Source organism: Sulfurimonas hongkongensis, from assembly GCF_000445475.1.
GTDB lineage: Bacteria > Campylobacterota > Campylobacteria > Campylobacterales > Sulfurimonadaceae > Sulfurimonas > Sulfurimonas hongkongensis.
This window is the reverse complement of the sequence record NZ_AUPZ01000002.1, coordinates 338084-364275: the sequence shown is the minus strand read 5'-3', so window position 1 is coordinate 364275 and position 26192 is coordinate 338084. Positions and strand designations below refer to the sequence as shown.

At 34.9% G+C, this 26192-nt stretch carries 21 protein-coding genes; 13 read left to right on the top strand and 8 right to left on the bottom strand.

Annotated features, from left to right (window positions below; translation table 11 throughout):
• Positions 1-9: 9 nt before the first annotated feature.
• The 4 genes from rplI to M947_RS14260 all read right to left on the bottom strand — a co-directional run bounded on the left by rplI (position 10) and on the right by M947_RS14260 (position 2962).
• Positions 10-456: a 50S ribosomal protein L9 gene (gene rplI / locus M947_RS14275; RefSeq protein WP_021286719.1), complete on the bottom strand. Its 447-nt coding sequence runs from the start codon at positions 454-456 to the stop codon at positions 10-12.
• Between the two features lie 19 nt (positions 457-475).
• On the bottom strand, positions 476-1213 hold the full coding sequence (locus tag M947_RS14270; protein WP_021286718.1) for a ferredoxin-thioredoxin reductase catalytic domain-containing protein: 738 nt from the start codon (positions 1211-1213) through the stop codon (positions 476-478).
• A gap of 15 nt (positions 1214-1228) precedes the next feature.
• Positions 1229-2446, bottom strand: coding sequence for an argininosuccinate synthase (locus M947_RS14265; protein WP_021286717.1), 1218 nt, complete (start codon positions 2444-2446; stop codon positions 1229-1231).
• 126 nt (positions 2447-2572) lie between these two features.
• Positions 2573-2962: a flagellar protein FlaG gene (locus M947_RS14260; protein WP_021286716.1), complete on the bottom strand. Its 390-nt coding sequence runs from the start codon at positions 2960-2962 to the stop codon at positions 2573-2575.
• 127 nt (positions 2963-3089) lie between these two features.
• Between M947_RS14260 and M947_RS14255 the strand changes: the two genes are divergently transcribed.
• The 11 genes from M947_RS14255 to M947_RS14205 all read left to right on the top strand — a co-directional run bounded on the left by M947_RS14255 (position 3090) and on the right by M947_RS14205 (position 18018).
• Positions 3090-4304: an MFS transporter gene (locus M947_RS14255; RefSeq protein ID WP_021286715.1), complete on the top strand. Its 1215-nt coding sequence runs from the start codon at positions 3090-3092 to the stop codon at positions 4302-4304.
• Positions 4294-4566 carry a hypothetical protein gene (locus M947_RS14250; protein ID WP_021286714.1) on the top strand — a complete coding sequence of 91 codons (273 nt, stop codon included), beginning with the start codon at positions 4294-4296 and terminating at the stop codon, positions 4564-4566. Before M947_RS14255 ends, M947_RS14250 begins: the two co-directional genes overlap by 11 nt.
• A complete protein-coding gene (locus M947_RS14245) occupies positions 4551-5879 on the top strand; it encodes an MATE family efflux transporter (RefSeq protein ID WP_071779279.1) in 1329 nt (442 codons plus the stop codon). Before M947_RS14250 ends, M947_RS14245 begins: the two co-directional genes overlap by 16 nt.
• A 54-nt stretch (positions 5880-5933) precedes the next feature.
• Positions 5934-8114: an EAL domain-containing protein gene (locus M947_RS14240; protein ID WP_021286712.1), complete on the top strand. Its 2181-nt coding sequence runs from the start codon at positions 5934-5936 to the stop codon at positions 8112-8114.
• On the top strand, positions 8111-9328 hold the full coding sequence (locus tag M947_RS14235; RefSeq protein WP_021286711.1) for a hypothetical protein: 1218 nt from the start codon (positions 8111-8113) through the stop codon (positions 9326-9328). The genes M947_RS14240 and M947_RS14235 overlap by 4 nt, the downstream gene beginning before the upstream one ends.
• A 25-nt stretch (positions 9329-9353) precedes the next feature.
• On the top strand, positions 9354-11306 hold the full coding sequence (gene ligA / locus M947_RS14230; protein WP_021286710.1) for an NAD-dependent DNA ligase LigA: 1953 nt from the start codon (positions 9354-9356) through the stop codon (positions 11304-11306).
• Positions 11303-12010, top strand: a complete 708-nt coding sequence (gene tlyA / locus M947_RS14225) for a 23S rRNA (cytidine-2'-O)-methyltransferase TlyA (protein ID WP_021286709.1) — start codon at positions 11303-11305, stop codon at positions 12008-12010. The genes ligA and tlyA overlap by 4 nt, the downstream gene beginning before the upstream one ends.
• Before the next feature lie 312 nt (positions 12011-12322).
• Positions 12323-12622 carry a hypothetical protein gene (locus M947_RS14220; RefSeq protein ID WP_021286708.1) on the top strand — a complete coding sequence of 100 codons (300 nt, stop codon included), beginning with the start codon at positions 12323-12325 and terminating at the stop codon, positions 12620-12622.
• A 49-nt stretch (positions 12623-12671) separates the two neighbouring features.
• A complete protein-coding gene (locus tag M947_RS14215) occupies positions 12672-13841 on the top strand; it encodes a TolC family protein (RefSeq protein WP_021286707.1) in 1170 nt (389 codons plus the stop codon).
• Complete coding sequence (locus tag M947_RS14210) at positions 13834-14958, top strand: efflux RND transporter periplasmic adaptor subunit (RefSeq protein ID WP_021286706.1); 1125 nt, start codon at positions 13834-13836, stop codon at positions 14956-14958. Before M947_RS14215 ends, M947_RS14210 begins: the two co-directional genes overlap by 8 nt.
• A 9-nt stretch (positions 14959-14967) precedes the next feature.
• Complete coding sequence (locus M947_RS14205; RefSeq protein WP_021286705.1) at positions 14968-18018, top strand: efflux RND transporter permease subunit; 3051 nt, start codon at positions 14968-14970, stop codon at positions 18016-18018.
• A 455-nt stretch (positions 18019-18473) separates the two neighbouring features.
• Here the strand turns inward: M947_RS14205 and M947_RS14200 are convergent, their stop codons facing one another.
• The 3 genes from M947_RS14200 to M947_RS14190 all read right to left on the bottom strand — a co-directional run bounded on the left by M947_RS14200 (position 18474) and on the right by M947_RS14190 (position 22035).
• On the bottom strand, positions 18474-19259 hold the full coding sequence (locus M947_RS14200; RefSeq protein WP_031347816.1) for a pyridoxine 5'-phosphate synthase: 786 nt from the start codon (positions 19257-19259) through the stop codon (positions 18474-18476).
• 1 nt (position 19260) lies between these two features.
• Positions 19261-19941 carry a lysophospholipid acyltransferase family protein gene (locus tag M947_RS14195; protein ID WP_021286703.1) on the bottom strand — a complete coding sequence of 227 codons (681 nt, stop codon included), beginning with the start codon at positions 19939-19941 and terminating at the stop codon, positions 19261-19263.
• A 159-nt stretch (positions 19942-20100) separates the two neighbouring features.
• Complete coding sequence (locus tag M947_RS14190; protein WP_021286702.1) at positions 20101-22035, bottom strand: thioredoxin domain-containing protein; 1935 nt, start codon at positions 22033-22035, stop codon at positions 20101-20103.
• A gap of 164 nt (positions 22036-22199) precedes the next feature.
• On the opposite strand from M947_RS14190, the gene M947_RS14185 reads away from it, so the two are divergent.
• Together M947_RS14185 and M947_RS14180 are read left to right on the top strand one after the other, a co-directional pair.
• The gene (locus M947_RS14185) at positions 22200-23597 is read left to right on the top strand and encodes an MBL fold metallo-hydrolase RNA specificity domain-containing protein (RefSeq protein ID WP_021286701.1); all 1398 of its coding nucleotides are present in this window, start codon (positions 22200-22202) and stop codon (positions 23595-23597) included.
• Positions 23598-23738: 141 nt separating this feature from the next.
• Positions 23739-25121, top strand: a complete 1383-nt coding sequence (locus tag M947_RS14180; protein ID WP_021286700.1) for a ParB/Srx family N-terminal domain-containing protein — start codon at positions 23739-23741, stop codon at positions 25119-25121.
• Here the strand turns inward: M947_RS14180 and M947_RS14175 are convergent.
• On the bottom strand, positions 25118-25984 hold the full coding sequence (locus M947_RS14175; protein ID WP_021286699.1) for a DNA adenine methylase: 867 nt from the start codon (positions 25982-25984) through the stop codon (positions 25118-25120). The two genes, M947_RS14180 and M947_RS14175, sit on opposite strands and share 4 nt — an antisense overlap.
• Positions 25985-26192: the final 208 nt, after the last annotated feature.

Below are 26192 nucleotides of genomic sequence, written 5' to 3'. Positions count from 1 at the left end.
CTATCATATCTACTCTCCCTGAACATCCACATGAAGTTTTGCGTGTATAGCGTGACCTAGCTTTAAGTCAAGCTCATGCTCACCTACAGTTTTGATGGCAACTTTATCAGTTATATGCTTTTTATCTATCTCAATGTTGTGTTGATCAAGAAGTGCCTGAGCTACTTCATCCTTAGTTATTGCACCAAATAGACTACCATTTTGGCCTACCTTTTTAGTTATGATAATTTCTAACTTATCAAGTTTTTTAGCCATCTCATTTAAACTAGCTATCTCGGCAGCTTCATCAGCAGCTTTTTGTGCTTCATCGGCTCTATGTTGTTCTAAAATTTCAGTAGTAGCATGTTTAGCAAAGCCTTTTGCTATAAGAAAATTTTTTCCATAGCCATCTTTTACCTCTTTAACTTCGCCTCTTTTTCCTAAACTTTTTACATCTTTAATCAATAATACTTTCATATAATTTTCCTTAAATTTTTTATCTTACGATCTCTCCACCATAAGAGACTATTCCACGAGTTAAGTTTCCTATATTTTTGTACCCCATATCATTTAGTATCCTTGCACAGTGAGCTGAGCGACTTCCTACATGACAGTATAATATGATATTTTCATCCTTAGAGAGTTTTGCATCATCTAGCACTTGAAAAAAACTACTTGTTGGCACTAGCGCGTCAGCTCCAGCTATATGACCCATCTGCCACTCCATGTGTTCGCGAACATCTATAAGTTTAAACTCTACCATACCTATCTCTCTAGCTTCTAACAGTGAGAGCAGCTCTTCGCCGTCTAGTTCAGCTTGATTTACAAGCAGTTCACATTCATCTTTAGTTAAACCACGGGAATGAGTATGGATTATCTCTTCCATTCCCATCTCTAAACGCTTTTTTGTAGCATACTCTGGTGTACAATAGATACCACAGTGACAAGCTCCATCTTTAGGAATCTCATACTCTATAGCAGGTTTGCAAGGGCAGATTCTATCATCAACACTTTTTGGTTTTTCACCACTATTGTCGACCATAAAACATGGACAAAATCTTTTGCCATACATCATCTTGTTTCTTGCAAGACCTAGCTGCACACCCTCGTTCACTTCAGCTTCTGGATTATACTCCCATCCAAACTTAGATATGACTTTGTCTGTAAAGTCTATAGTTCTTTCTAACTCAGCTTGAAACTCATCAGAGTCTATGTCTATCTTTATTATGCTCATACGCTTAGCCTTTGCTTATCTGTTTTTTCTAGCTTTACCTTCGATGATAAATCTTAGAGCATTTAGTTTTATAAAGCCCTCCGCATCCTTTTGGTTATATACTTCATCTTCTTCAAAAGTTGAATACTCTTCTGAGAAAAGTGAAACGTTAGAGCTTCTTCCAACAACTATTATATTGCCTTTATATAGTTTTAGACGTACACTTCCCTCTACAAATTCTTGAGACTTATCAATAGCCGCTTGGAGCATCTCTCTCTCAGGGGAGAACCAAAAACCATTATAGATAAGTTTTGCATATCTTGGCATCATCTCATCTTTTAAGTGTGTAGCTTCGCGGTCAAGCGTGATGGACTCCATAGCTCGATGAGCTTTTAACATGATAGTTCCACCCGGAGTCTCATAGCATCCACGAGCTTTCATTCCAACAAAGCGGTTCTCAACAATATCTATACGACCGATGCCATGCTTTGAGCCTAACTCATTTAGAGTTTTAAGCATTGTAGCTGGGCTTAACTCTTCGCCATTTAGTGTAATTGGATCACCATTTTTATAACCTAGTTCAATATACTCAGCTTCATCAGGAGCATTCTCAGGTGAATTTGACCATAACCACATACTCTCCTCTGGTTCCGCACTAGGATCTTCTAAGATGCCACCCTCGTATGAGATATGAAGTAGATTTGCATCCATTGAATAGGGTGATTTATTACCTTTTTTCTCTATAGAGATGCCATGCTTTTTAGCATAAGAGAGTAGTTTTTCTCTTGAGTTTAAGTCCCACTCTCTCCATGGAGCTATGATAGTTAGAGTTGAATCTTGGCTTAGGTAACCCATCTCAAAACGAACTTGGTCATTTCCTTTTCCAGTTGCACCATGGCTAACACCATCAGCACCAGTGATTTTGGCAATTTCGGCTTGTCTCTTTGCAATAAGTGGGCGAGCTATAGAAGTTCCTAGTAAATACTCTCCCTCATAGATGGTGTTTGCTCTAAACATAGGATAAACATAGTCTTTTACAAACTCTTCTCTTAAGTCATCGATAAAGATATTTTCAGGTTTGATACCAAACTCTAAAGCCTTTTTTCTTGCAGGTTCTAACTCTTCGCCTTGACCTAAGTCTGCTGTAAAAGTCACAACTTCACAGCTATACTCATCTTGTAGCCATTTTAAAATAACACTAGTGTCTAGTCCGCCAGAATAAGCTAAGACTACTTTTTTAACTTCTTTTTTCATACTAAATGTCCCTTTTGCAAAATAAATGTCGCGAGTTTACAATAAAAGAGATTAAAAACGGGTTAGCAAATTGTGTAGTGTAGATTTATGCGAAGAGTGTTTGATTCAAAAGGGAGTTTAACACTTTTACCCTTTTGAGTCAAAGAGTATACCAACCACTTCTTGCATCTTTGGAAGAAATTCCATAGCTTGTTCAGCTGGAAATCGTCTGATCATTTTGTTAGTTTTTTCTTCTATGACAGAGACATAAAAGATATCATCTCTATCAACACCAAACTTGATATCTGTGCTAATAGGCGACATCGCTTCATTTAGTTGTTTGACTAACTCTTCAACTTGTTCTTTTGAGTTAATCTTTACATCTGTGTTAGAGCTCTCTTTTTGGATCTCCTCCACCAAATCAACCTGTTTAGGTTGTTCAACCTCAGTTGGCATTTGAGTTGATCCTCTTCCTTGAGTCTCTTGTATATCTGTTTGTAATTGTTGTTGTCTTGCAACATTTGCTACGCCATCCATGACTTGCTCCTTATATAAAGAATACTATAAATATTATATCGGCACATAAATAGATGACTTTAATAAAAAAACACAAATTTATCAAATATATTTTAAAAGCTTCCAAAAGTATGATAATCTTTCACGCATGAACGACTACATAGAACTACTAAAATCAGAACCCATCTTTAAAAGATTATCAATCATTCAACTTATTGCATATTTTGGTGCTTGGTTTAGTAATATAGCCATCTATACACTACTTTTAGAGCTTGATACATCAGCAGCAATTATAGCATTTGTAGCGATGCTTCACTTCTTAGCAGGAGTTATTCAAGCTCCTTTTTCAGGTTCCATCATTGATAGTTTTAAGCCTAAGAAGATTTTACTTATACTTATAACTATAGAGATTTTTGCAACATTTTTTTTAATTTTTGTAACCTCTTTAGATGATATGTGGCTTCTGTATATTTTGATATTTTTAAAGATGGCAGCTGCTAGTTTTTACTTTACAACAGAGATGTCACTACTTCCTAAGATTTTAAGGGGTAAAAAACTCCAAAAAGCCAACGAGCTTCACTCCATCATCTGGTCACTCTCATACACTCTAGGTATGGCAACAAGTGGTTTTTTTGTCTATTATTTTGGAGTTAAAGCCGCTTTTATTATAGATGCTATGATGTTTGTTGTTGGTTTTGTTTTGCTTAATAGCTTAAAAATAGATATAAACATAATAAAAACAGATGAAAATATTTTTGAGATGATGAAAGACACTTTTAGATATATAAAAAGAACCCCACAAGCCTTGCATCTGATGATAATCCACGCTTTTGTAGGGCTAACCGCTTTTGATGCACTAGTAGTTTTGATGGTGGATCAGTTCTATGCAAGTATCATAGCTAGCTCATTAGCTCTTGGTCTTCTTCACTCTGCCCGTGCAGTTGGTTTAGTAATAGGGCCGATGCTAATTAGCAAATGGGTAAATAACAAAACTCTAGTTTATGTCTTTATGGCTCAAGCTATAGTGGTTTGGCTTTGGGCTGTTTTGATGAGGGACTTCTATCTCTCACTTTTTGCTAGTGTTCTTGTTGGTTTTTTTACTACAACTCTTTGGTCTTACACTTATACTCTTTTACAAAAAAATATAGAAGAGAAATATTATGGACGGATGGTTGCATATAATGACATGCTTTTTTTAAGCTCAGCCGCTTTTGTTTCATTTATGATAGGTTTTTTAGCTACACATGACCTTTCTCTACAGAGTATAGCAACTCTTATGGGTCTTGGTTTTGTTTTTGGTGGGTTATATTATAGATGGATTTTAAAAACACAAACTATTAAGGATGTAAGTGATGATTTATAATTCAAGTATCGGAGAGATTGATCTATCAAAGTTGACTAGGCTTTATCCAGCTGCAGTTGTAGAGATGCAAGGCGATGAGGCAGAGATGAGCTTAGAGTGGATAGAGATGAATGAGGGTAAAGTAAACCTAAAAGAGTATATATTGGTCTTTGACTTTACACCTCCAAAAGAGGAGATAAAGGATAAAAAAACTCTTCATTTTAAAACAAAAGCTGAGTTAATTAAAACTATGCAAGAGGTAGCACAATTTTTTCAACCCTAATCTCCAATGACACAAAAAGAGTTTTTCGTCTAGCAATTCCAGCGGCACTAAAACATCTTGTAGATATTTTACAAATTCTTATAGATATGCTTATGGTGGGCATGATTAGCGTCTCAGCACTTGCCGCTGTTGGTCTTAGTATGCAGTTTATGATGATTATAAATGTTTTGATGACTCTTTATGTGGTTGGTGGAAATGCTATTATAGCTCGCTATATTGGGCAGGGTAGAAAAAAAAGAGCATCAGCACTACTTTATGGGCTTGGGCTTTTTGCTATATGCTTATCTATTTTTGTAAGCATTGGCGGATATTATGGAAGCTCTTATATCTATGAACTTATGGGAGCATCTTTAGATGTAATACTGCTTGGCTCAAAATATTTTGAAATTCTATCACTTGGCATTGTGCTTATATTTTTGGATAATCTTCTCTACAATGCGCTCTCTGCGGCAGGAGACACTTCAAGCTCACTATATATAAAACTCTTCTCAGCTGCTGTTAATGCTTTTTTTAACTATGTACTTATCTTTGGTCATTTTGGCTTTGATGCTTATGGGATTGAGGGAGCTGCAGTTGCAACCTTGATATCTTATTTTTTGAGTATAGTAGCCTACTATTTTCTTCTAAAGAGACCTAGCTCAAAACTAAACTTTATCCCCATCATCAAAACAGATGATATTATAAGAGCGCTAAGAGTTGGCTGGAGTGCAGCGTTAGACCGCGGAATCTCTAGTATCTCTTTTTTGGTTTTTGTCTCTATCATTGCAGCGTACGGAACAGCGGGACTTGCTGGTTATCAAGTAGGGCTTAGAATAGAGGGTATAGCTTTTATGCCAGGTTTTGGTTTTTCTATAGCTGCCATGGCTCTAGTTGGTCAAAATATTGGAGCAAATGACAAAATAAGGGCTTATAATATGGGAGTAATAAGTGGACGGATAGCCTATGTGTTTATGGGGAGTGTGGGCGTTTTCTTGATTCTATTTCCAGAATTTTTAGTCTCATTTTTTACAGAAGATGAGCTTACTATTGTAGTTGCATCTCAGTACCTTATACTTGTAGGTTTAGCTCAAATTCCTCTTGCTATAATGTTTGTTTATTCTGCAGCACTTAGAGGTGCAGGGGCTACTAAGACAACTCTAAAGATTAACTTTTGGTCTTTGTGGCTTTTTAGAGTTTTACCATCGTATATAGCCTATAAAATGGGATTACCTTTGGTAGCTATATTTATCATTATGAATATAGAAACTCTTTTAAAAGGGATTATATATTGGTATATTTACCAAAAAAAAGAGTGGCTATATACGAAAGTTTAAATGAAAAATGTTACAATGTGTCTCAAAAATGAAAAATAACAACAAAGAGTCATAGTGAATACACCACAAAAGACAAAACAAAAGACACTTCTACTCTCTACAAGTGTACTCCTAGTATCGTGGATAGTGGGTTATCTTTTTTTAAATTATCAATTTACTAATTCTATAAATAAAGAGCTTGAAAAGATTAGTCAATCTATTCAAAAACTCTTTAAAGCAAAGCTAACTGCACAGAGCATGGCACTATCTCTTAAGCTCGATGAGATAGTTAGCTCAGATGGTTTAGCTAAAGCAGTAGCTCAAAGAGACTATCAAAAGTTAGATGCAATAATTACTCCATACTATAAACGACTAAAAAGAGTAAACAAAGAGATAAATATACTTACATTTCGCTCTGCTAATGGCACTACAATCTATCGTGCACACAAAAGAGAGTTTAGAGGTGATAAGCTTAATAAAAAAAGAACACTTATAGTAGATACTAACAATATGCAAAGATCTTTTAACGGTTTTGAAGTTGATAATCTTGATATGAGTTATAGGATTACACAAGCTGTATTTTATAAAAATAGGTATGTTGGAAGTGTCGAACTTGGAATCTCTCCAAAATACTTTGTCCAAGACTTAAACCTTATTTTTGATATAGAGATTGGTTTAGCTATTAAAAAACCTATATCTGAGTTGATTGTTGAAAACGATAAAGTTTCTATAGATAAAGACTATACTTTAGTGCGAGGAAGCCAAAACCTAAAGAATTACTTTAGAGATAGAGAATCTACACCTAATTTCAAGGTAAACATGGATATTCCTCTACAAAATCATCTAAACCAAACCTTGGGTTACCTTGTAGTTGGTCTTGATATTTCAGGCATTGTTAGTCAAAACAGAGACTTTATGTATAAGCTTCTTTTTATCGGTGTCTTCGTAGCAATACTGCTTGTTATTGTGCTACATAAGAGTTTTAACATGATGTTAGAGCATTTTAAAAAGCAAGTCTTTACAGATCACCTAACAGGTTTAAAAAATAGACAAGCATTAAATACTAAACTCTACTCAGGAGAGGCTTATGTTTTGATACTTAGTAACATTAAAGAGTTTAGACTTTTAAATGAGATCTATGGTATTGATGTTGGAAATGAAGTTTTAATTCAAGTAGCCAATGAGCATGAGAGGTTTGCAAAAGCTAACGGCTTTAGTTCATATAGGATATCTGCAGATGAGTATGTACTTCTTAGAGAAGAGAAAAATATTCAGGTGGATGTCTATAGCGACATACTAGATAGACTCCATCAAAAGATAAATGCACTCTCTATCTATGTACCTCTTATTGAAGAGACTCTAAGAGTGGAGATATACTCAGGAGTCTCATTTGATCATGAGCTCTCACTTGAACAGGCTCAGATGGCTATAAAAAAGGCTAAAGAAAAAGCACTTCCATATCTGGCTTATTCGCAAAATGTAGATAGTAAAAAAAGCTCACAGCATATACTGGGTATGAAAAAAATTATTAGACATGCATTGGATAATAAAAATGTTATCCCATTTTTTCAACCCATCACTGATAGAGATGGAGTTATAGTTAAGTATGAGGCCCTAGTTCGTATCATAAACTATGAACATGGTAGGAAGAACATAATATTTCCAGATGATTTCTTACCAGTAGCAATCAAGAGTGGTTTATATATAGATGTAGCACGTGAAGTACTCTCACAAGCACTAGATGTTTTTGCTAGAAGATCTGAAAAGATCTCTATAAACCTTTTGCCAAATGATTTTTTTAATTACTCTTTAATGGATAAGTTAGTAGAGTTGATAGCTACTTTTGACACACCGCAAAAAATTGTTTTAGAGATTACTGAACAAGAGGGTGTTGAGGATTTTGATAGACTTCATAGAGCTATAAAAGAGTTTAGAAGACAAGGGGTTCTAATAGCAATAGATGATTTTGGAAGTGGTTATGCAAACTATGCTCATATCTTAAAGATTAGACCAGACTACTTAAAAATAGATGGATCACTCATTAAAAATATCTTAGAAGATCATGAGTCACAAATCTTAGTAAGGAGCATCATCCGTTTTGCAAAAGATCTAAAAACAAAAACAATAGCAGAGTTTGTAGAGAACAAAGAGATTTATGAGCTACTTAAAGAGTATGGAGTTGATGAGTTTCAAGGCTACTATTTTGGTCGCCCTAAAGATTTAATAAACAGTTACAAAGAGATAGAGATTATATGAAATTACAAGAAGAGATAATAAATATCATACAAGAAAATAAAAATCTTGTGGAGTATAAAAATAACCAAATTATTATTTTAAAAAAAAGACTAAGGGATAGTGTTTATAAAATAATTGATGACACACAAGATGCAAAAGAAGTACTAAGGTTTTCTATAAAAAAAGCACTGCAACTAAAGCAGAGTGACATAGTTGTAATCAAAAAAGACCACATATTTATAAAGATTTTTGATATTGAGAAAAAGAAAAAGATAACCAAAAGTGATGCCAATACTGTAGCTAGTAGATTTAACGGTATAGATGAGAGTGAACTAAAAGAGTTTTATAAAGAATTTTTTTCAAAAGCGGAGAGTAGGAAGTTTTTTAACTTAATAGTTAAAGAGTTTACAAGAAAATTCTTTTTAGAAGAGAAGATAGATAATGATAGGTACGAGAAGTTTGTTTTTTCTTATGTGCAAGCCATTATTATGCAAGAATTAGTAAATGAGTTTGACCATTGTGAGGAATTTTTAAGAGGTTTTAGTGGATATATTTTTAGGATACACTTTAACGAAGTTTTTGAGGGTATAGCAGAATTTATGCTATATGAAATCTCAAGATCAAACGACTATATGGTTGAGTTTTTAAAATATTATTCGCTAAATATCATCATAGTAGATGGTTATAAATATAAAGTTCCACTCTTGCTAACTGAAGAAGGAATGAAGTGGAATGTAGTCTCTATGCTCTCAGTTGCTAAGGTTTATATCAGAACAAAGATATCTATAAAAGAGATAAAAGAGTATGCAAGAGGATTAGATAAAAGGATGCAAGAATTTTTTGTAGATGGCATTTCGCCAGTAGATTACAACAAAAAGTGCAAAGATGACAGAAAAAAACTCACAGAACTCTTAAGAGCTGAGTCTAGAGTACTTCAAGATATGATAGATGATATATATGGCATCAAAGATCCAAAAGAAAAAGAGCAGTTTCGAATAGAGATAGATGAGCAAAAGCAAGAGATAAAAGATATAAAAAAAACCATAGAAAATATCTTAGCTAAAGAGATAAAAAGAGGGACACTTGAAAAGTACTTAAAACTAGAGCGAGAGATGGATAGTATTTTAAGAGATATAAAAGCTCAAGAGAAGATTTTAAAACAAAATACGGACTCATATTTATCTATAAAAAAATCACTTGTAAAAGCTCTAATATCAAAAAAACAGCGTATATAAATATTTTTTGAGATAGGATTTTGCTATGAATAAAGAAGAATATAAAAAAGCAGTTGAACTTTTAAATCTATACTCTCATCACTACTATGTTTTAGATGATGCCCTCACGACTGATGAGGTTTACGATAAGCTTTATCATAATGTTTTGGAGTATGAACTTGCAAATAGCGAAGAAGTTTTAGAAAATTCTCCTACGCAAAGAGTAGGTGACATAATTTCTAGCGGCTTTACAAAAGCCTCTCATCTTTCTCGTATGTGGTCACTTGAAGATGTTTTTGACTCTGATGAACTTGCTAAGTGGCTCACAAAAACTTACAAACTCGATAGCAAGATCTCTTTTTATTGTGAGCCAAAGTTTGATGGCGCCTCACTAAATCTCATCTATGAAGATGGAGTGTTAACTAAAGGTATTACCCGCGGAGATGGTGAAGTTGGAGAGCTTATAACTCAAAATGTAAAAACCATTCGCTCAGTTCCTCTTAGCATAGAGCATAAAGAGCGTGTAGAGATTCGTGGCGAGGTTGTTATCTTTAAAGACGAGTTTGAAGCTATAAATGAGGCAAGATTAAAAAACGGTGAAGCACTCTTTGCAAATCCTAGAAATGCAGCAGCTGGAAGCCTAAGACAACTTGATGCAAGTATCACAGCTTCAAGAAACTTAGTTTTTTTGCCATATGGAGTAGGAGAAAATTCGCTAGAGTTTAGACTGCTAAGCGATATGATGGACTACATATATGAACTGGGTTTTAGAAAACCACCTCTAAGAAAAACATGTGCTGGGTTTGATGAGATAGAGTCTATATATAAAGAGATGTTAGCAAATAGAGACTCTTACAGCATGATGCTCGATGGCATGGTTATAAAAGTAAATGAGATAGCATCTCAGGTTGATATGGGCTATACAGTGAAAACTCCTCGCTTTAGCGTAGCTTATAAGTTTCCTGCAGTAGAGAAGATTACAACTATAAAGGCTATTATACTTCAAGTGGGAAGAAGTGGAGTGGTAACGCCTGTGGCACAAGTAGAGCCAACTGATATTGATGGAGTGGTAGTTGAGAGAGCTACTCTTCATAACTTTGATGAGATTGATAGAAAAGATATACGCATAAATGATAAGGTGATTATTCTTAGAAGTGGGGATGTTATACCTAAGATTATCAAGGTTTTAACTCATCATAGAGATGGAAGTGAAGTTGCATACAAAAGACCAACAGAGTGTCCAATTTGTAATAGTGAACTCTTAGATGAGGGAGTATTACTCAAGTGTCAAAACCTAGAATGCAGGGCAAGAGTTGTAAACTCCATCATCTACTTTGCATCTAAGCCTTGTCTAAATATCGACGGCTTAGGAGTTAAGATAGTTGAGGCTCTTTTTAACTCTGGACTTGTAAAGAGTGTAGTTGATCTGTTTAGTTTAACTAAAGAGCAGCTCTTAACTCTTGATGGCTTTAAAGATAAAAAGGCACAAAATCTACTAGATGCTATAGAAAATGCTAAAGGTTGTGAGTATTTTAGGTTTATAAACTCTTTAGGAATCGAGCACATTGGAGAAGTGGCATCTAAAACTCTAAGTGAAGCTTTTGGCTCGGGCTTTGTAGATGCGACTAAAGAGGAGATAATCTCTTGTGATGGCATAGGCGAAGAGATGGCAGAGTCTCTTTTGGAGTTTGTGCGCGTAAATCGAGAGACTATTGCCACACTACAAGAGCTTATAAAACCGCTTGAGCCTACTAAAAGAGAAGAAGCAGTAGAGAATCCTTTTAAGGCTAAAACTGTAGTCTTAACTGGAAGTATGAGCCAATCGCGAGGAGCTATAAAAGAGCTACTAGAGTCTCTTGGAGCAAAGGTCTCAGGCTCAGTTTCTAAAAAAACAGACTTTGTAATCTACGGCGAAGATGCTGGAAGTAAGTATGACAAGGCGATGGATTTAGGAGTTGTTTGTTTAGATGAAGAAGAGATGCGAGCTATGATTAGATGAGGCTTGATAACTACCTTGTGGCAAACTCACATGCTAAGAGTAGAACAAAGGCGCAGGAACTTATAAAAGCTTCATTTATTAGCGTCAATGGCAAAGTGATAACAAAGAGTTCATTTATACTTAAAGAGGGTGATGAGACCGAGATAAAAGAGCATAAGGCTTATGTATCTCGTTCTGCTCATAAACTTGACTTGTTTTTAGATGAGTTACAGCTAGATTTAAAAGGTCTAATAGCACTAGACATAGGAGCATCTACTGGTGGCTTTACAGAGGTTTTACTTCAAAGTGACGTAAGAGAGGTTAGCTCTGTAGATGTTGGTTACGCTCAACTTCACAAAAGCATAAGAGAGGACAAAAGAGTTACTTCTTATGAGTCTTGCGATATAAGAGACTTTAAAAGCATTAAAGAGTTTGACATAGTTGTAAGTGATGTCTCTTTTATCTCTTTGTTAAATATCTTAGACGATATAGATAGACTTGCATCTAGTGCGATTATACTTCTGTTTAAGCCACAGTTTGAAGTTGGGCGAGAAGCAAAGAGAGACAAGTATGGGGTAGTAACAGATAAAAAAGCCATACAAAAAGCGATGCTAAGGTTTGAAGATGCTACAAAGCTAAAAGGGTGGAGGCTTGTTAAAAAGTCTCCATCAAAGCTAACTGGCAAAGAGGGCAATTTAGAGTATTGTTACTTTTTTAAGAAGTAACTGAATGCTCTAACTCGCTCCTACGCTGTGCGTTGGAGTGCATATAAGCTCATCTGTTTTATCGTTTGTTAAAATTCATATGTACTCCCACGCAGAGCGTGGGAACAAGGAATGCTCTTAACAATTATTAAGCTAGATCCTGAATCAAAACAAGAGAATCGCTTTTTGCTATGCAAAAATGTTTCTTTAGAGTTCAGGATGACGCGTATTCCGTCATTCCGTGCTCGACACGGAATCTAGTTTATAGATTAACCAGAAGGTTCAATTATATATATAAATCTCTTCTTTATTTTTATAGGTTATACTAAGCGCATGAAAAAGCTAATCACACTCTCTCTTCTCTTTGTCATTGGTTTTTCTATCATACATGAGTATGTTTATGCCGCATATGATGATGACCATTGTAGTGCGATAGAGTATATTAGTGAATTTGATGCACCTCAGACTCATGGAGATATTTGTGCTATTCATTTTGAATACCATCAATCATATCTACTCTCTCAAAAGGTAGTCTTACAACATATCGACTACAAAATTATTCCAAACAAAACAGATAAAGAAACATACAACTTCAAAACACATCTAGAATTTTATAAACCTCCTATCTCTTAGCCTCTAACACAAAAAAAATAAACTATACAATTTACTAGAGGATACAATAATGATAAAAATATTATCAATAGTTGTCCTAATATCAGCATCTCTATTTGCACAAAATTTTGATGTTTTTTTAGACAACGCAATAAAAAAAAGCCCATACTTGAAATCTTCAAGAGTAGAAATATCTCAAGCAAAAGAACAAGGACTTATGACAACGAGATACAAAAACCCATCTTTGGATTTAGTATATTCAAAGTTTAAGCCAGATATATCTAGAGATGAAAATGGATATAGCGTAACTATCACTCAACCCATCAGACTATGGGGAGTAGGTAGCGATGCCCAAGCACTCTCAAACGCAACTATCAAAAAGGCTAGCTCAAACTACGCTCTCTCCTACGCAGAGTTTGCTCGGGATATCTCACTTCTTTTTACTAAGTATGCACAGACAAAAAAAATGTTTGAGTTAGCAAAGGAAGAGTTAGAGATAGCAGAGCATATTTATGAGATATCAAAACAAAGAAACTTAGCTGGAACCATCTCAAAAAGCGAGATGCTTCAATCGCGAGTTGAGTATGAGATGGTAGAGATAAAAGCACAAACGCTAAATCTTGATATACAAGAGAGATACTTTGCCTTGTTAGAGTTTGCCGGAGCAAGAGAGGAGATAGAACTAGATTTTACTCATGAGTTTAGACTATCTAAAGGGAGTTTAACAAAAAATAATCCGGAGATAAACTATCTCTTAAGTTATAAAGATGAAGCAAAAGCTTCCTCACAAATAGACTCTAACAAACTTAAGTGGATAGATATAAATGCTCAATATGAGAGCGAGCCAGATCAAGATATATTTAGAGTAGGCGCTTCTATCCCACTTGCTATTTTTAACACATCAAAGGAGGAGAGGCGCATAGCAAAACTTGAAGCAGACAAAGCGCAGCTCCTCATTCAAAACCAAGAAGCAAAGCTCTCTACAGAGATGAGCAGACTTAAAAAGCAAAGAGATTTGTTGCTGCTTTTAAAGTCTAAAAATGAGCAGACTCTAAAAACCCAGATAGAGCTTTTAGAGATGTTTGAAGATGGATATAAAATAGCAAGCGTAAATCTGCTTGAACTTCAAAACATCAAAAACAGAGTTATCAAAACAAAAGAGTCTCTTATAAAAATAGAGACAACATTAAATCAAAACATCATCACAAATAACTATCTTTTAGGAGCATATAATGACTAAGATATTTTTACTAACAAGCATATTAGCGTTAACGCTTTTTTCAGTTGAGATACCGACAAAGAGTGCCAAAATGAGAGAATTTTCAAAATCTATAGAGCTAAATTCACAAATAGTTCAACTCTCAAACGCAAAACAATCCATCATGTCCCTTGTTGATGGTCATATAGAAAACTACTATGTAAAAGTAGGTCAGAGTGTAAAAGCGGGGCAAAAAATAGCTCTTATAGAGTCTATAGTTCTCTCAGATATGACAGCAAACTTCATCTCTTTAAAAACACAACTGCAAACGCAGGAGAAAAATTTTCAAGCGTCAAAGAGTCTTTATGAAAAAGGAATGACTTCAATGCAAGAGCTAAATCAAGAGAGCATCAAAAGAGATGAAGCAAGGGCAAAACTAACATCTCTAAAGTCTCAACTAAATACTTTGGCAATTGAGACAGATACGCTAAAAGTTGCTTCATCAAACTACATACTCTATGCTCATAGTGAGGGAGTGGTGTCTCAAATACTTCAACCACTTCACTCAAGCATAAAAGAAGAGACACCCATCATCTTAGTTACAAAAGACCAAGCCTTCTATTTAAAATCTTTTTTGCCTCTAAAATATGCGTCTAAGGTTAAGATAGGACAGAAAATAGTCATAGATGCAAGTGATGAAAAGATAGTCTCAAAAGTGACTAAGATACTTCCAGAAGTAGATGAAAAGACACAAAGAGTGGTTTTGCTCTCAAACATAGACAGCAGTTTAAATAAGCTCTATGAAAATGCTTACACAAGTGCTAGGTTATATTTTGACAAAACGAAAAAACAGGTAGCAGTAGAAAAATCAGCTCTTTCTTTTTTTAACAATGAGTGGGTGGTTTTTATCTCTAAGCATGATGAACATGAAGCTCACGACCATGATGAGCATGAGCATAAAAAAGTTCACGATGACCATCATGAACATGATGATAAAGATGAAGCACCTTACGAAGTTCGTGTTGTAAATATTGTAGCTCAAGATGAAGAGTTTGTGGCGGTTGAGGGAGTAGAGATAGGGGAGAGATATGTTAGCGATAAGAGTTACTATGTAAAATCTCAACTACTCAAATCTTCTCTTGGCGGACATGGGCACTAGGGAGAGGAGATGTTAAATAATCTTATAGATATCTCACTAAAGTATAAGTTTTTAGTTCTTACACTCTTCATTGCCATCAGTGCTTTTGGTTTTAAAGCCTACAAAGATATACCCATAGATGCTTTTCCAGATATCACGCCAAAGCAAGTTGTTATCTATACCGAGAGCAGGGGTAATTCTGCTGAGGATATAGAAAAACTTATCACCTATCCCATAGAGTCAGCACTATCAGGAATGGCAGGAGTAAAGACAATCATGTCAAACTCATTTTTTGGCTTATCATATGTCTCTGTTTTCTTTGAAGATGAAATGGACATATACTTTTTGCGTCAGCTTGTAAATGAGAGACTTAGTAGCGTAGATATTCCAGAGGGTTGGGGTAAACCAGAATTAGGTCCAAACACTACAGGTCTGGGCCAAGTCTTTTGGTATAGACTCCAAGATGCAAGTAATAGCTACACACTTCAAGAGCTTCGTGAGATGCAAGACTTCATAGTTACACCGCTACTTAAGGGTGTTAGTGGAGTTGAAGAGGTGATTGGTTGGGGCGGAGATGAAAAGCAATACAATGTTCTTATAGATACAAAAAAACTTCAAAATTTTGGTATCACTTACGAGGATATTATCACATCCCTTGAAAAAAGTAACCTCTCTGCTGGAGGACAATACTTAGAGTTTAACCGCGAGCAATATCTTATCCGAGGATCAGGGCTTTATAAATCTCTTGAGGATATTAGAAACACAGTTCTAAAATCTGGTGAAGGACAAGCTGTAACTATTGGCGATATTGCAGAAGTTGAAGTTGGTGCAGTTCCGCGATTTGGAGCAGTAAGCATTGATGCAAGTGAAGCTGTTATGGGGATGGTTTTACAACGCACCGCGACAAATGCTGCAAAGGTAGTAGAGCATATAAAGAAAAGACTCCCAACCATAAACTCAACACTTCCAGAAGATGTCACTATCGAAACTATATATGATAGAACAGAGATAACTAACAAAGCGGTAAGCACTATGACATCGGCACTTCTTACTGGAATGATTTTAGTCGCCTTTGTTTTGTTTTTATTTTTGTTTGAACTGCGTTCTGCATTTATAGTTATCTTATCTCTGCCAATATCTCTGTTTATTGCCTTTTTACTGATGGACTACTATAATCTCTCTGCAAATCTTATGACTCTTAGCGGACTAGCCATTGCGGTGGGAATGATAGTAGATGCTACTATAGTTGTGGTTGAGAATATCTTTCGCAAACTTCGCAAAGATGAGTCAAAAGTAAAAGTAATTGCGGAGGCTACAAAAGAGGTAGCAAAGCCTATAACATTTGCAGTTCTTATCATTGTGGCTGTATTTATTCCTCTTCTATCACTTGATGACTTAGCAGGAAAACTATACTCTCCGATGGCACTTAACATTGTCTTTGTAATGCTTGGCTCAATCTTTGTAGCTTTGGTTTTAATTCCTACTTTAGCCCTCTTTTTGCTAAAACCTACTAAAAGCTCCGAGAACAGACTAATGGAAGCTTTAAAAAAAGCATACGCTCCACTACTCATATTTTCACTCTCAAATTCTAAAAAAATCTTAGCATCTGTTAGCGTTTTATTTATAGCTCTTACTTTTTCTCTTTTACAACAAGGTCGCGAATTTATGCCTGAGTTAAATGAAGAATCTATCATGTATAGAGTTATAGCCATACCAGGAACTGCACTTACGCAATCAGTTGAGAATGCTTCCATGATAGAGAGTCACATACTTAAAAATTATCCTGATGAGGTTAGTTCAGTCTTATCTATGATAGGAAGAAGTGAAAAAGGCGAGACTGCTCAAGCTAACTATATGGAAGTTCTGCTCACTCTAAAAGATGGCATAAAAGATTTGCCTGCACTCACTCACAGGATGAATGAAGACTTAGAACATAGGTTTGAGCATATAGCATTTGTTCCCACACAGCCCATAGCTATGAGGATAGAAGAGCTACTTGAAGGTGTAAGTTCTGAACTCGCCATCAAGATATATGGATATGACCAAAAAGAGCTAGAGGGCATCTCTAAAAGTATCCAAAAAACCATCAGCAGTGTTCGTGGACTTGTTAGGATGGAAGTAGAGACTCAACTCGGTCAAGCGCAGATAAAGATAGAACCAAACTACTTAAATCTGGCTCGTTATGGTATTAGTGTAGATGAGGTTATGCAGGTTATCCGCAATGGCATCGGCGAAGAAGAAGTTACCCAGATGATAGAGGGTAACAGAAGATTTCCAATCGTTGCAAAGATCAAAGATGCAAAAAAGGATATAGAGGCTCTAAAAGAGGTAACTCTTCGCTCAAAAAATGGCTCACTTGTTACACTAGATCAAGTTTGTGACATTGGGGTTACACATGGCGCCTCATTTATCAAACGAGAAAATCTTAGCCGCTATATGGTTCTCTCTATGGAAGTAGATGGACGAGATGTAGCTTCTTTTGTAAAAGAAGCAAACAAGCTTATAGAGGAGGAAGTAGAGATGCCAACAGGTTACTATATCGGTTGGGCAGGTGACTTTAAAAATATGCAAGAGGCTACAAATAAGTTGATGATTATCATCCCCATAACTATATTTTTAGTAATACTCCTTTTATATACGGCATTTAACTCTATCTCAAAAGCGATGCTGATTTTAATAAATGTACCTTTTGGATTTATTGGGAGTATTGTTGCTCTTATAGCAAGTGGCATTTACTTGTCTGTCTCAGCCATTGTAGGGTTTTTAGCTATCTTTGCTATAGCTATTTTAAATGGCATAGTTTTAGTCAGTTTTATAGATGTGTTACGTCTTAAATTCCCAGATGCTGATTTGAAGATTTTACTAAAAGATGCAGCTCTGCTTCGTCTTCGTCCAGTTTTAATGACAGCCTTTACAACACTCTTTGGGATTCTCCCACTTCTATATGCTAGTGGTGTTGGAAGTGAGATTCAGTATCCACTCTCAGTAGTTATAACTGGTGGAATCATAAGTTCAACCATACTAACACTGCTTGTGTTACCTGCTGGATACTACTTGATGTATAAAAAAAAAGATAGATAAAACTTTCTTTTTTGTTCCCACGCTTTTGGAGGTGAGGCTTTAGCCTCGCCTTGTATGGTTTTAAAGCTTTTTTGCGGGACTTATCGTGGAGAATGCCATTGGTTAGCATTCCTAAAAGTCTCACTCCCGAGCCATTTCACAGTCTCTCTGCGTGGTAACACATATAAATCTCAACAAATTGAACCTTCTGATTGATATAAAATTAGATTCCGTGTCAAGCACGGAATGACGGAATGTGCGTCATCCTACAAGCAAATTGCCATTTCAAACAAGCAAATTGCCATTTCAAACAAGAAAATTGTCATCCCGAGCAAGAAAATTGTCATCCTGAGCAAGCAAACTGTTATTCTGAACAAGTAAACTATCATCCTGAACTCTAAAGAAACATTTTTGCATAGCAAAAAGCGATTCTCTTGTTTTGATTCAGGATCCAACTTAATAATTGTTAAGAGTATTTATGCTCTTTGTGTAAGTCTTCCCATCTCTTTTATAGCCTCAGCTAAACCACAAAAAACACTTCTTGCTACTATGCTTTGACCGATGTTTAGCTCGGTTATCTCTTTTATATCCATCATATATGATACATTGTGATAGTTTAGTCCGTGACCAGCTGCTACTTGAAGTCCTAGTTTTTGTGCGTGAGTTGCAGCATTTTGTAAGGCTTCAAGAGAGTGTTCTAGTTTGCTTGCTAACTCATAACGAGGAAGCATAAGTTCTTTTATAGAGTGGTTTGAGTGAGGGAGTGAAGAGTTAAGCATCGCAAAAAGATTTGCAAAAAGTCCAGTGTGGAGCTCTACCATCTCTGCTCCTAATTCTTTTGCCATCCCTATAGCCTCTATAGTTGGGTCAACAAATAGAGAAACTGGGATGATGGAGTCGTGAAGTTGTTCTATGGCAAAAGCTATCTCATCTTCATATTTGAACAAGTCAAGTCCACCCTCGGTTGTAACTTCTTCTCTTTTTTCAGGAACTAGCGTAGCACGATGAGGCTTTAAAACACTTACAATATTTAAGATATCTTTATCGATACTACACTCCAAGTTTACAGGTAACTTAGAGTGCATCATAATATTTTTAGCATCTATATCTTGTATGTGTCTTCTATCTTCTCTAAGATGTATAGTTATCTGATGGGCGCCACTAGCACAAGCAACACTTAGAGCCTCTAAAATATCTGGATCATTTACTCGTCTAGCTTCTCTTAAAACTGCTATATGGTCTATATTTACACCTAATTTCATACTACTCATTCTTACTTCCTTTAACATTTTTTACGAACTCTTTGTAGTTATCTTCAAGCTTCTCGTGGTCTTGTATCAGCTCGCCAAAATAAACTTGAACTTTTCTCTTTTCTTTAAATGGAGCTTGTCTAAAAGTTCTCTCTAACGTGTCATTTATAAAGACAGGAACTACATCTAAGTTATTTGCTTTTGCTATCTTTTTTGCACCACTTTGAAACTCTAAAACATCTGGGGTTTTATTTCTCTCTCCCTCTGGAAATATATAGATGTTAAAGTCATCTACTTTTTTTAGGGTGTGCTTTATCTCTTTAAAAAACTTTAAAAGTCCTCTTCTGTTTTGTAAATCAACACTAATACACCCACTATATCTAAAAAATTTACCATAAAAAGCATCAAAAAGCTCTTGTTTTGCTATCCAAGTTCCGTTTTTATCGTGTTTTGCAAAGATGTGTTCCATCACGATTATATCAAGCAAAGAGCGATGGTTTATAGCGTATAGAACCTTGTCTCTTTGTGGTACTTCGCCTATGAGTTCTATCTCAATATTTAAAAACTCTATGACTGCATTTGAGTATGATTGTCTATCTTTTGAGAGTTGTTTATAAGCTGGTTTTAGAGGTATAAAAGGATGAAAGTAAGTTTTTTTAAAGATTTTTATCTGTTTGTAACCAAGTTCAATCATAAAGATGAACTTGCCTATTTTTCCTAGCATATATTATTTACGATGCATAGGGTGTTGATAGTCGTTTCTCTCACAAGCACTAAACATTGTGATGACTCCGATTGACAAAATTGTAGCTAAGATTATTGTTCTCATGTTGTCCTCCATCTAGCATTTATTTTAAAAACTATTTCTTATTATATCATCTATTTTATTTATCTTAGAGGTGTTAGCAAAACAAGATTTATCTCCACAAACCATAAAATCTTTATCTTCGGTTGCTCTTTTTAAAACAAAAGGATAGTTTAAAGCAGCCAACTCTTTAGCAGAATTTTCAAGGTTTTGAAGATTTGACTTTATAACTCTGTCGCCCTTTAAATATCTTAACATTTGAGATAACATATATGGGTATATAACAGGTCTTCTCCCTAGCTCATAAGAGTTGTATTCTAGTGTTTTAAAAGCAAAATGAGAGTATTTTTCATCTTCTAAAAGAGTTGAGAGTGAGAGTAGGGCATCTAACATGATGCTAACTGAACTTGTATAAGTGTTATCAGCTATTTCAGCTTTTGTCTCAAACTCGCCTTTGCTAAAACTCCAACTTCCACGATCGTAAAACTTCTCTAGTGCTAGGTTTGCAAATCTTTGAGCTTGGATAAGATAAAGCTCATTCTGTGTGGAGCCAAATGCAGCTATAAGAGCCTGAGTTAGATAGGCATAGTCCTCTAAGAACGCCTCCACTTTAGGTTTTTTATGTATAAGTGTTGTGTGATGAAGTTTTGAGTCTATAAACATACTCTTAAGAAGTGCATCTAAACTTTTTATAGCTCTTTGTTTGTATTTCTCATCAATATCTCCTAGAGTAAAGAGTGCTTTTATCATCATACTAGACCATGAAGTCTGAACTTTTTTATCTATAAAAGGGTACTCTCTTTTTGCTCTTATATCTTGGAGTATTTTTTTTACATCACTAAAATACCCTGGGATTTTACCATCAGCAAAGCGAACTATATTTTTACCCTCAAAATTGCCATCTTTTGAAATGTTCATCTCTTTTAACATCGGTACTATATCTTTGTAGCCACCATTTTGTAGAGCATCATAAACTTCATCATAACTATAAACAAAGTAAGTTCCCTCTTCGCCCTCGCTATCTGCATCAGAGGCACTGTAAAACAAATCATCCTCACTCATCTTTTCATACCAAAAATCAGCACACTCTTTTGCAGTAGTTAAAAAACTCTCATCTTTGTATGTTAGGTAGGCTTTTGCGTAAACATCGCAGAGTAGGGCGTTATCATAGAGCATCTTTTCAAAGTGGGGAACAAGCCATTTATCATCAACACTGTAACGGCAAAATCCTCCATCAACAAGGTCATACATTCCACCTTTTCTCATAGACTCTAGTGTGTGAAGCATCATAGCTTTTACAGCTTTATCATCATAGAGTCTATCGACAACAAGGAGTGCATTTAGAGTTGAAGCGTGGGGAAATTTTGGAGCATTGCTGAAGCCTCCATCTGTAGTTTCATAGTTTTGTTTTACTTGATGGATAAAATTTTTAGCAAAATCCTCTTTTAGTAGAGTTGCCTCTTTTGGATGCTCTTTTTTGTTTATAAACTCTTCTATCTCATCAGCATTTTTAAAGATTTGTTCATCATTTTGAGAGATTTTTGAGCCTATGAGTTTTGCAAGTTCGATAAACCCCATGCCCTCTATGGAGCTGTGAGATGAGTGTGGTGGAATGTAAGTGCCTGCAAAAAATGGCTTATTGTCTGGTGTACAAAATATAGAAGTTGGCCAACCTCCAGAGCGGCGATTTAGTAGCATATAGACCTCTTGATAGTGTTTGTCTATATCTGGGCGCTCCTCACGATCAACTTTTATAGAGATAAAATGCTCATTTAAAATATCTGCACACTCTTTGTTCTCAAATACATTCTCTTCCATCACATGACACCAGTGACAAGAGCTATATCCGATGCTAATAAATATAGCCTTGTTCTCTTCTTTTGCTCTAGTAAATGCTTCATCGCCCCACGGATACCAATCAACAGGATTGTCTTTGTGTTGTTGCAAGTATGGAGAATCTTCTTTTTGGAGTCTATTTGACATCATAACTCTTTTGTTTTAATTTTTATAGCAAAAGAGTATGTAAAATTTGATGATGATTTGCTTAATCAAAATAAATAGATAATTTAGTTAATCTATGTGATAATAGCTCAGAATATAAGAAAAGAATTATTTAAAATATAATAATTATTAACAAAGGAAAAAATATGAATAGAGTTACATCATATGGAGCTGCTCAGAATGTTACAGGATCTTGTCACTTGGTGGAGTTATTGGGGTTGAATATACTTATTGATTGTGGAATGTTTCAAGGGGAATTTGGAGCTGAGAAAAACTATGATGATTTTGAGTTTGATGTACGAGAGATAGATTATCTTATCATAACTCATGGACACCTAGACCACATAGGAAGGGTTCCAAAACTTGTAAAAGATGGCTTTGATGGAGTTATCATTGCAACAGAGGCAACAAAAGAGATAGCAAATATTATGCTGCTCGATAGTGCAAAAATCCTAAGAGAAGAGTATAAAACTCTAAGAAGAAAAGCTAAAAGAAGGGGCGATGAGAAGAGAATAATAGAGCCACTATATACGATAGAGCATGTAAAAGAGGTTTTTTTAAAAGAGTGGCAAACCCTTGAGTACCGCAAAGAGCTAAAACTCTCAAAAGATGTGACTATTACATTTGGAGATGCTGGACATATCTTAGGAAGTGCGTTTGTAATGATAGACTATAGGGATAAAGAGAGTAAAAAAAGAGTGGCCTTTTCAGGAGATATAGGAAGTAAAGAGAGAATGATTTTAGACCCACTTGATACACTCAGTAGTGCTGATACTCTCTTTATGGAGTCAACTTATGGAGATAGAAACCATAGATCACTAAAGGCTAGTATAAAAGAGTTTAAAGAGACTATTATAAAGACACTAAGAAGGGATGGAAATGTCATCATTCCATCTTTTGCACTAGAGAGAACACAAGAGATACTTTGGTTACTTAATAATATGGAGTCTGATGGAGAACTACCAAAATGCCAAGTTTTTTTAGATAGCCCATTAGCTACAAAAGCTACAAGGCTATATGCTAAATATCCAGTGCATCTAAATGAAGAGTTAGAGCTTCATGCACAGGAGAGTGGCAATCCGTTTAGATTTGCCTCACTTAACATTAGCTCAACAAAACAAGACTCTCTTTTGATAAACAAAGTCAAAAAAAGAGCCATCATCATAGCTGGGAGTGGAATGTGTCATGGTGGACGCATCATGCATCATCTAAAGCATCGTCTGTGGAATGAGAAAAACTGTGTCATTTTTGTAGGTTTTCAGGTTGAGGGGACCCTAGGCAGAGAGATTATAGATGGATATGAGTATGTCAAAATATATGGAGAAGACATAATTGTAAAAGCTCAAGTTGAGACCATAAACGGTTTTTCCGCACATGCAGGACAAAACGACATGATAGAGTGGATGTCAAACATAAAAGATTTGAAAAATTTATACTTAATACATGGCGAACAAAGCAAGATGAAAATCTTTACTAAAAAGATAAAAGAGGAGTTAAACATAGATGCTAAGATAGTTAAGTATGCAGAGGCGGTGGAATTATAGTGGTATTTTTAAACGCTCTCTAGTTTTCAATTTGATATCAAATATATGGGTAGATATTCATAAAAGATGATGTAATAATTAAATCAGCAATGTATAATGTTAATTGTGATTAAATATGTAATCAATATATTAAGGTATTTAATGAACGAATTTAAAACACTTCCCAAAATACGAATAAGTCAGGTTAATTTAGACATTACAAATCCAAGAATTGGTAAACAGGCTGATGAAAAGGCGTGTATTGAAGCGATAGCTAATAAAAATAGAGTACACATGCTAAATCTAATTCGAGATATAGCTTCTGAAGGACTTACTCCGAACCCTATTATTTTATCAAAAAACAAAGATGATGAGTGGATAGTACGAGATGGGAACAGACGTGTTACTGCTCTAAAACTTTTAAAAAATCCAAATCTTGCACCTTCGGATGAAATGACTAAAAAAATAAAAGAAATTAAATTAAAATATCCAAAGTACTCTTTAGAAATTAAAACGGCACATGAATTTGAATCAGAAGAATCACTTCAAAAATATCTAGATAAAATTCACAAAGGTTCTCAAGATGGTATTGGACAAATAGAATGGTCAACAATAGAAAAGGCTAGACATAATCAACAAGTCGGTAATAAAGATAAAAATATACGCGCATTAAACTTTTTGATCTGGGCACAAAACGAGTGTAATATATTTATTGATGAAGATACATTTCCATTCACAACATTATCTGATAGATTAATGTCTGTTGAGCGTTTGGAGAGAATTGGAATTATTGCAGATAATGATAAAGCATACTGTTCACCTAATAAAGACTTAGATATTACAATAAAAAAAGTCACAAGAATCATAAACGATTTATCAAAGGGTGAAGAAACATCAAGAACTCTTTTGGGAGCTAAAGATCAAGATCGTTATATTGATCAGCTATGTTCAGAATATGGAGAAGGTATTATTGAATCTAAAAGTGATACTAACGATTCCACTAAAATTGGTTCTAATCTAACAAATGCAGTAACTAATCCAACAAATAAACCTACTGCTCCAACAGACACACTGGCTACTACAACTTACCCAGTTAATAATAAGCCAACATGGGATCGTCCAAAGCTATTTTTGAAGAGTAAAAATCCAATTAAATTGCCAGAAAATCAAAATAAAGTACAAAATATTCTTACTGAGCTTAGTAAACTTCGTGTTGACAGTACTCCTATTGCGGTAGCTATGTTATATAGAGCATTAGTAGAACACTCAATACTTTACTACATTAATAAACATAATCTAAAGCCGAAAAAAGCAGAATTTGTACCTAGAATTCGTAGTGTTATTACTCATATGAATGATAATAATGTAATTTCTGAAGATTTATTTGAATTAATAGGAAGGTATACAAATGATGATTCATCAATGTTACATGCAAGGACTTTACATGCCTACGTCCATTCTGATGTATTTCATCCAGACAAGCAGGTATTAAATAATTTTTGGGACCAAACAAGTCCATTTCTTGTTGCCTGTTGGAAAGACTAAGACTTCACAAGCTTAGGGCGTTCATGTAGGTCTATATTCCCAAAAAACATAGCTTCAGTAGCAACTGTCCCTTTTTTATTTGTGGTTGAATAATTCAATGAGAATTCTATACCCTTACTTCCTTTATACAACTCTTTTATTTGGTAACAATTATCATATGTAAGAGTCCAGGGTGTTTCTAGAGATATTATAATCTCAGATATTTTAGAATGATCGTTATGATTATAGTGATTTCTATAAAGTTGAGAACCTTTTTCATAGTATGGAGGGTCGAAATAGATAAGAGCTTTGCTAGAAAGCTTAGGTTTTATATTATCTATAAAATCAAGAGCGTCTAAATTATATAAATGTATATTATCACTATACTCTGCAATATTTCGTATCCTCTTTATTAGATTTATTCTATTATAGCGGGCATCCATTTTATAGTTGCCATTTTGGTTATTTCCGCCTATGACACCCGCCGTTAAAATACCAGAACGATTTGTTCTATTTAGAAAAAAAGTTGCAAAACCTAAATCAAGCTTTGAAGTATTTTCATGATTTTTATATATATCTTTTTGAAAACGCCACTCTTGTACAGTTAGCTCTGTATTCTCTATTTTTTCTATTAATGCATCTGTGTCATTTAATACGCTATACCAGAAAGCATATATCGCTGGATCAAGGTCATTTATATATATATTATTCACATAATGAGATAACAGTAGATACATAGCCGCACCAGCCCCACCTGCGTAAGGTTCAACATAGCTACCACCACTAATATTATTATAACGCATCAGTTCACCAAACCATGGTCCCAAACGAGATTTTCCACCAGGATAGCGCAAAGGTGTTATATCTCTTACTTTTATAGCCACAATAAACCTTTAATTTTTTTACTATTTATATTGATATTATAGTCTCTATTTGTATATGTTTTTATTAAAATAACACCTCTATGAAGAATAGCTCTGATTTAAGCAATAACATTACATTTTAGGGAAACTATTTTTCATAATTTAGCTCTTACAATATTTTTAAATTGCATAAGTAATCTAAAAAATACACCCTACTAAGTGAATCTTT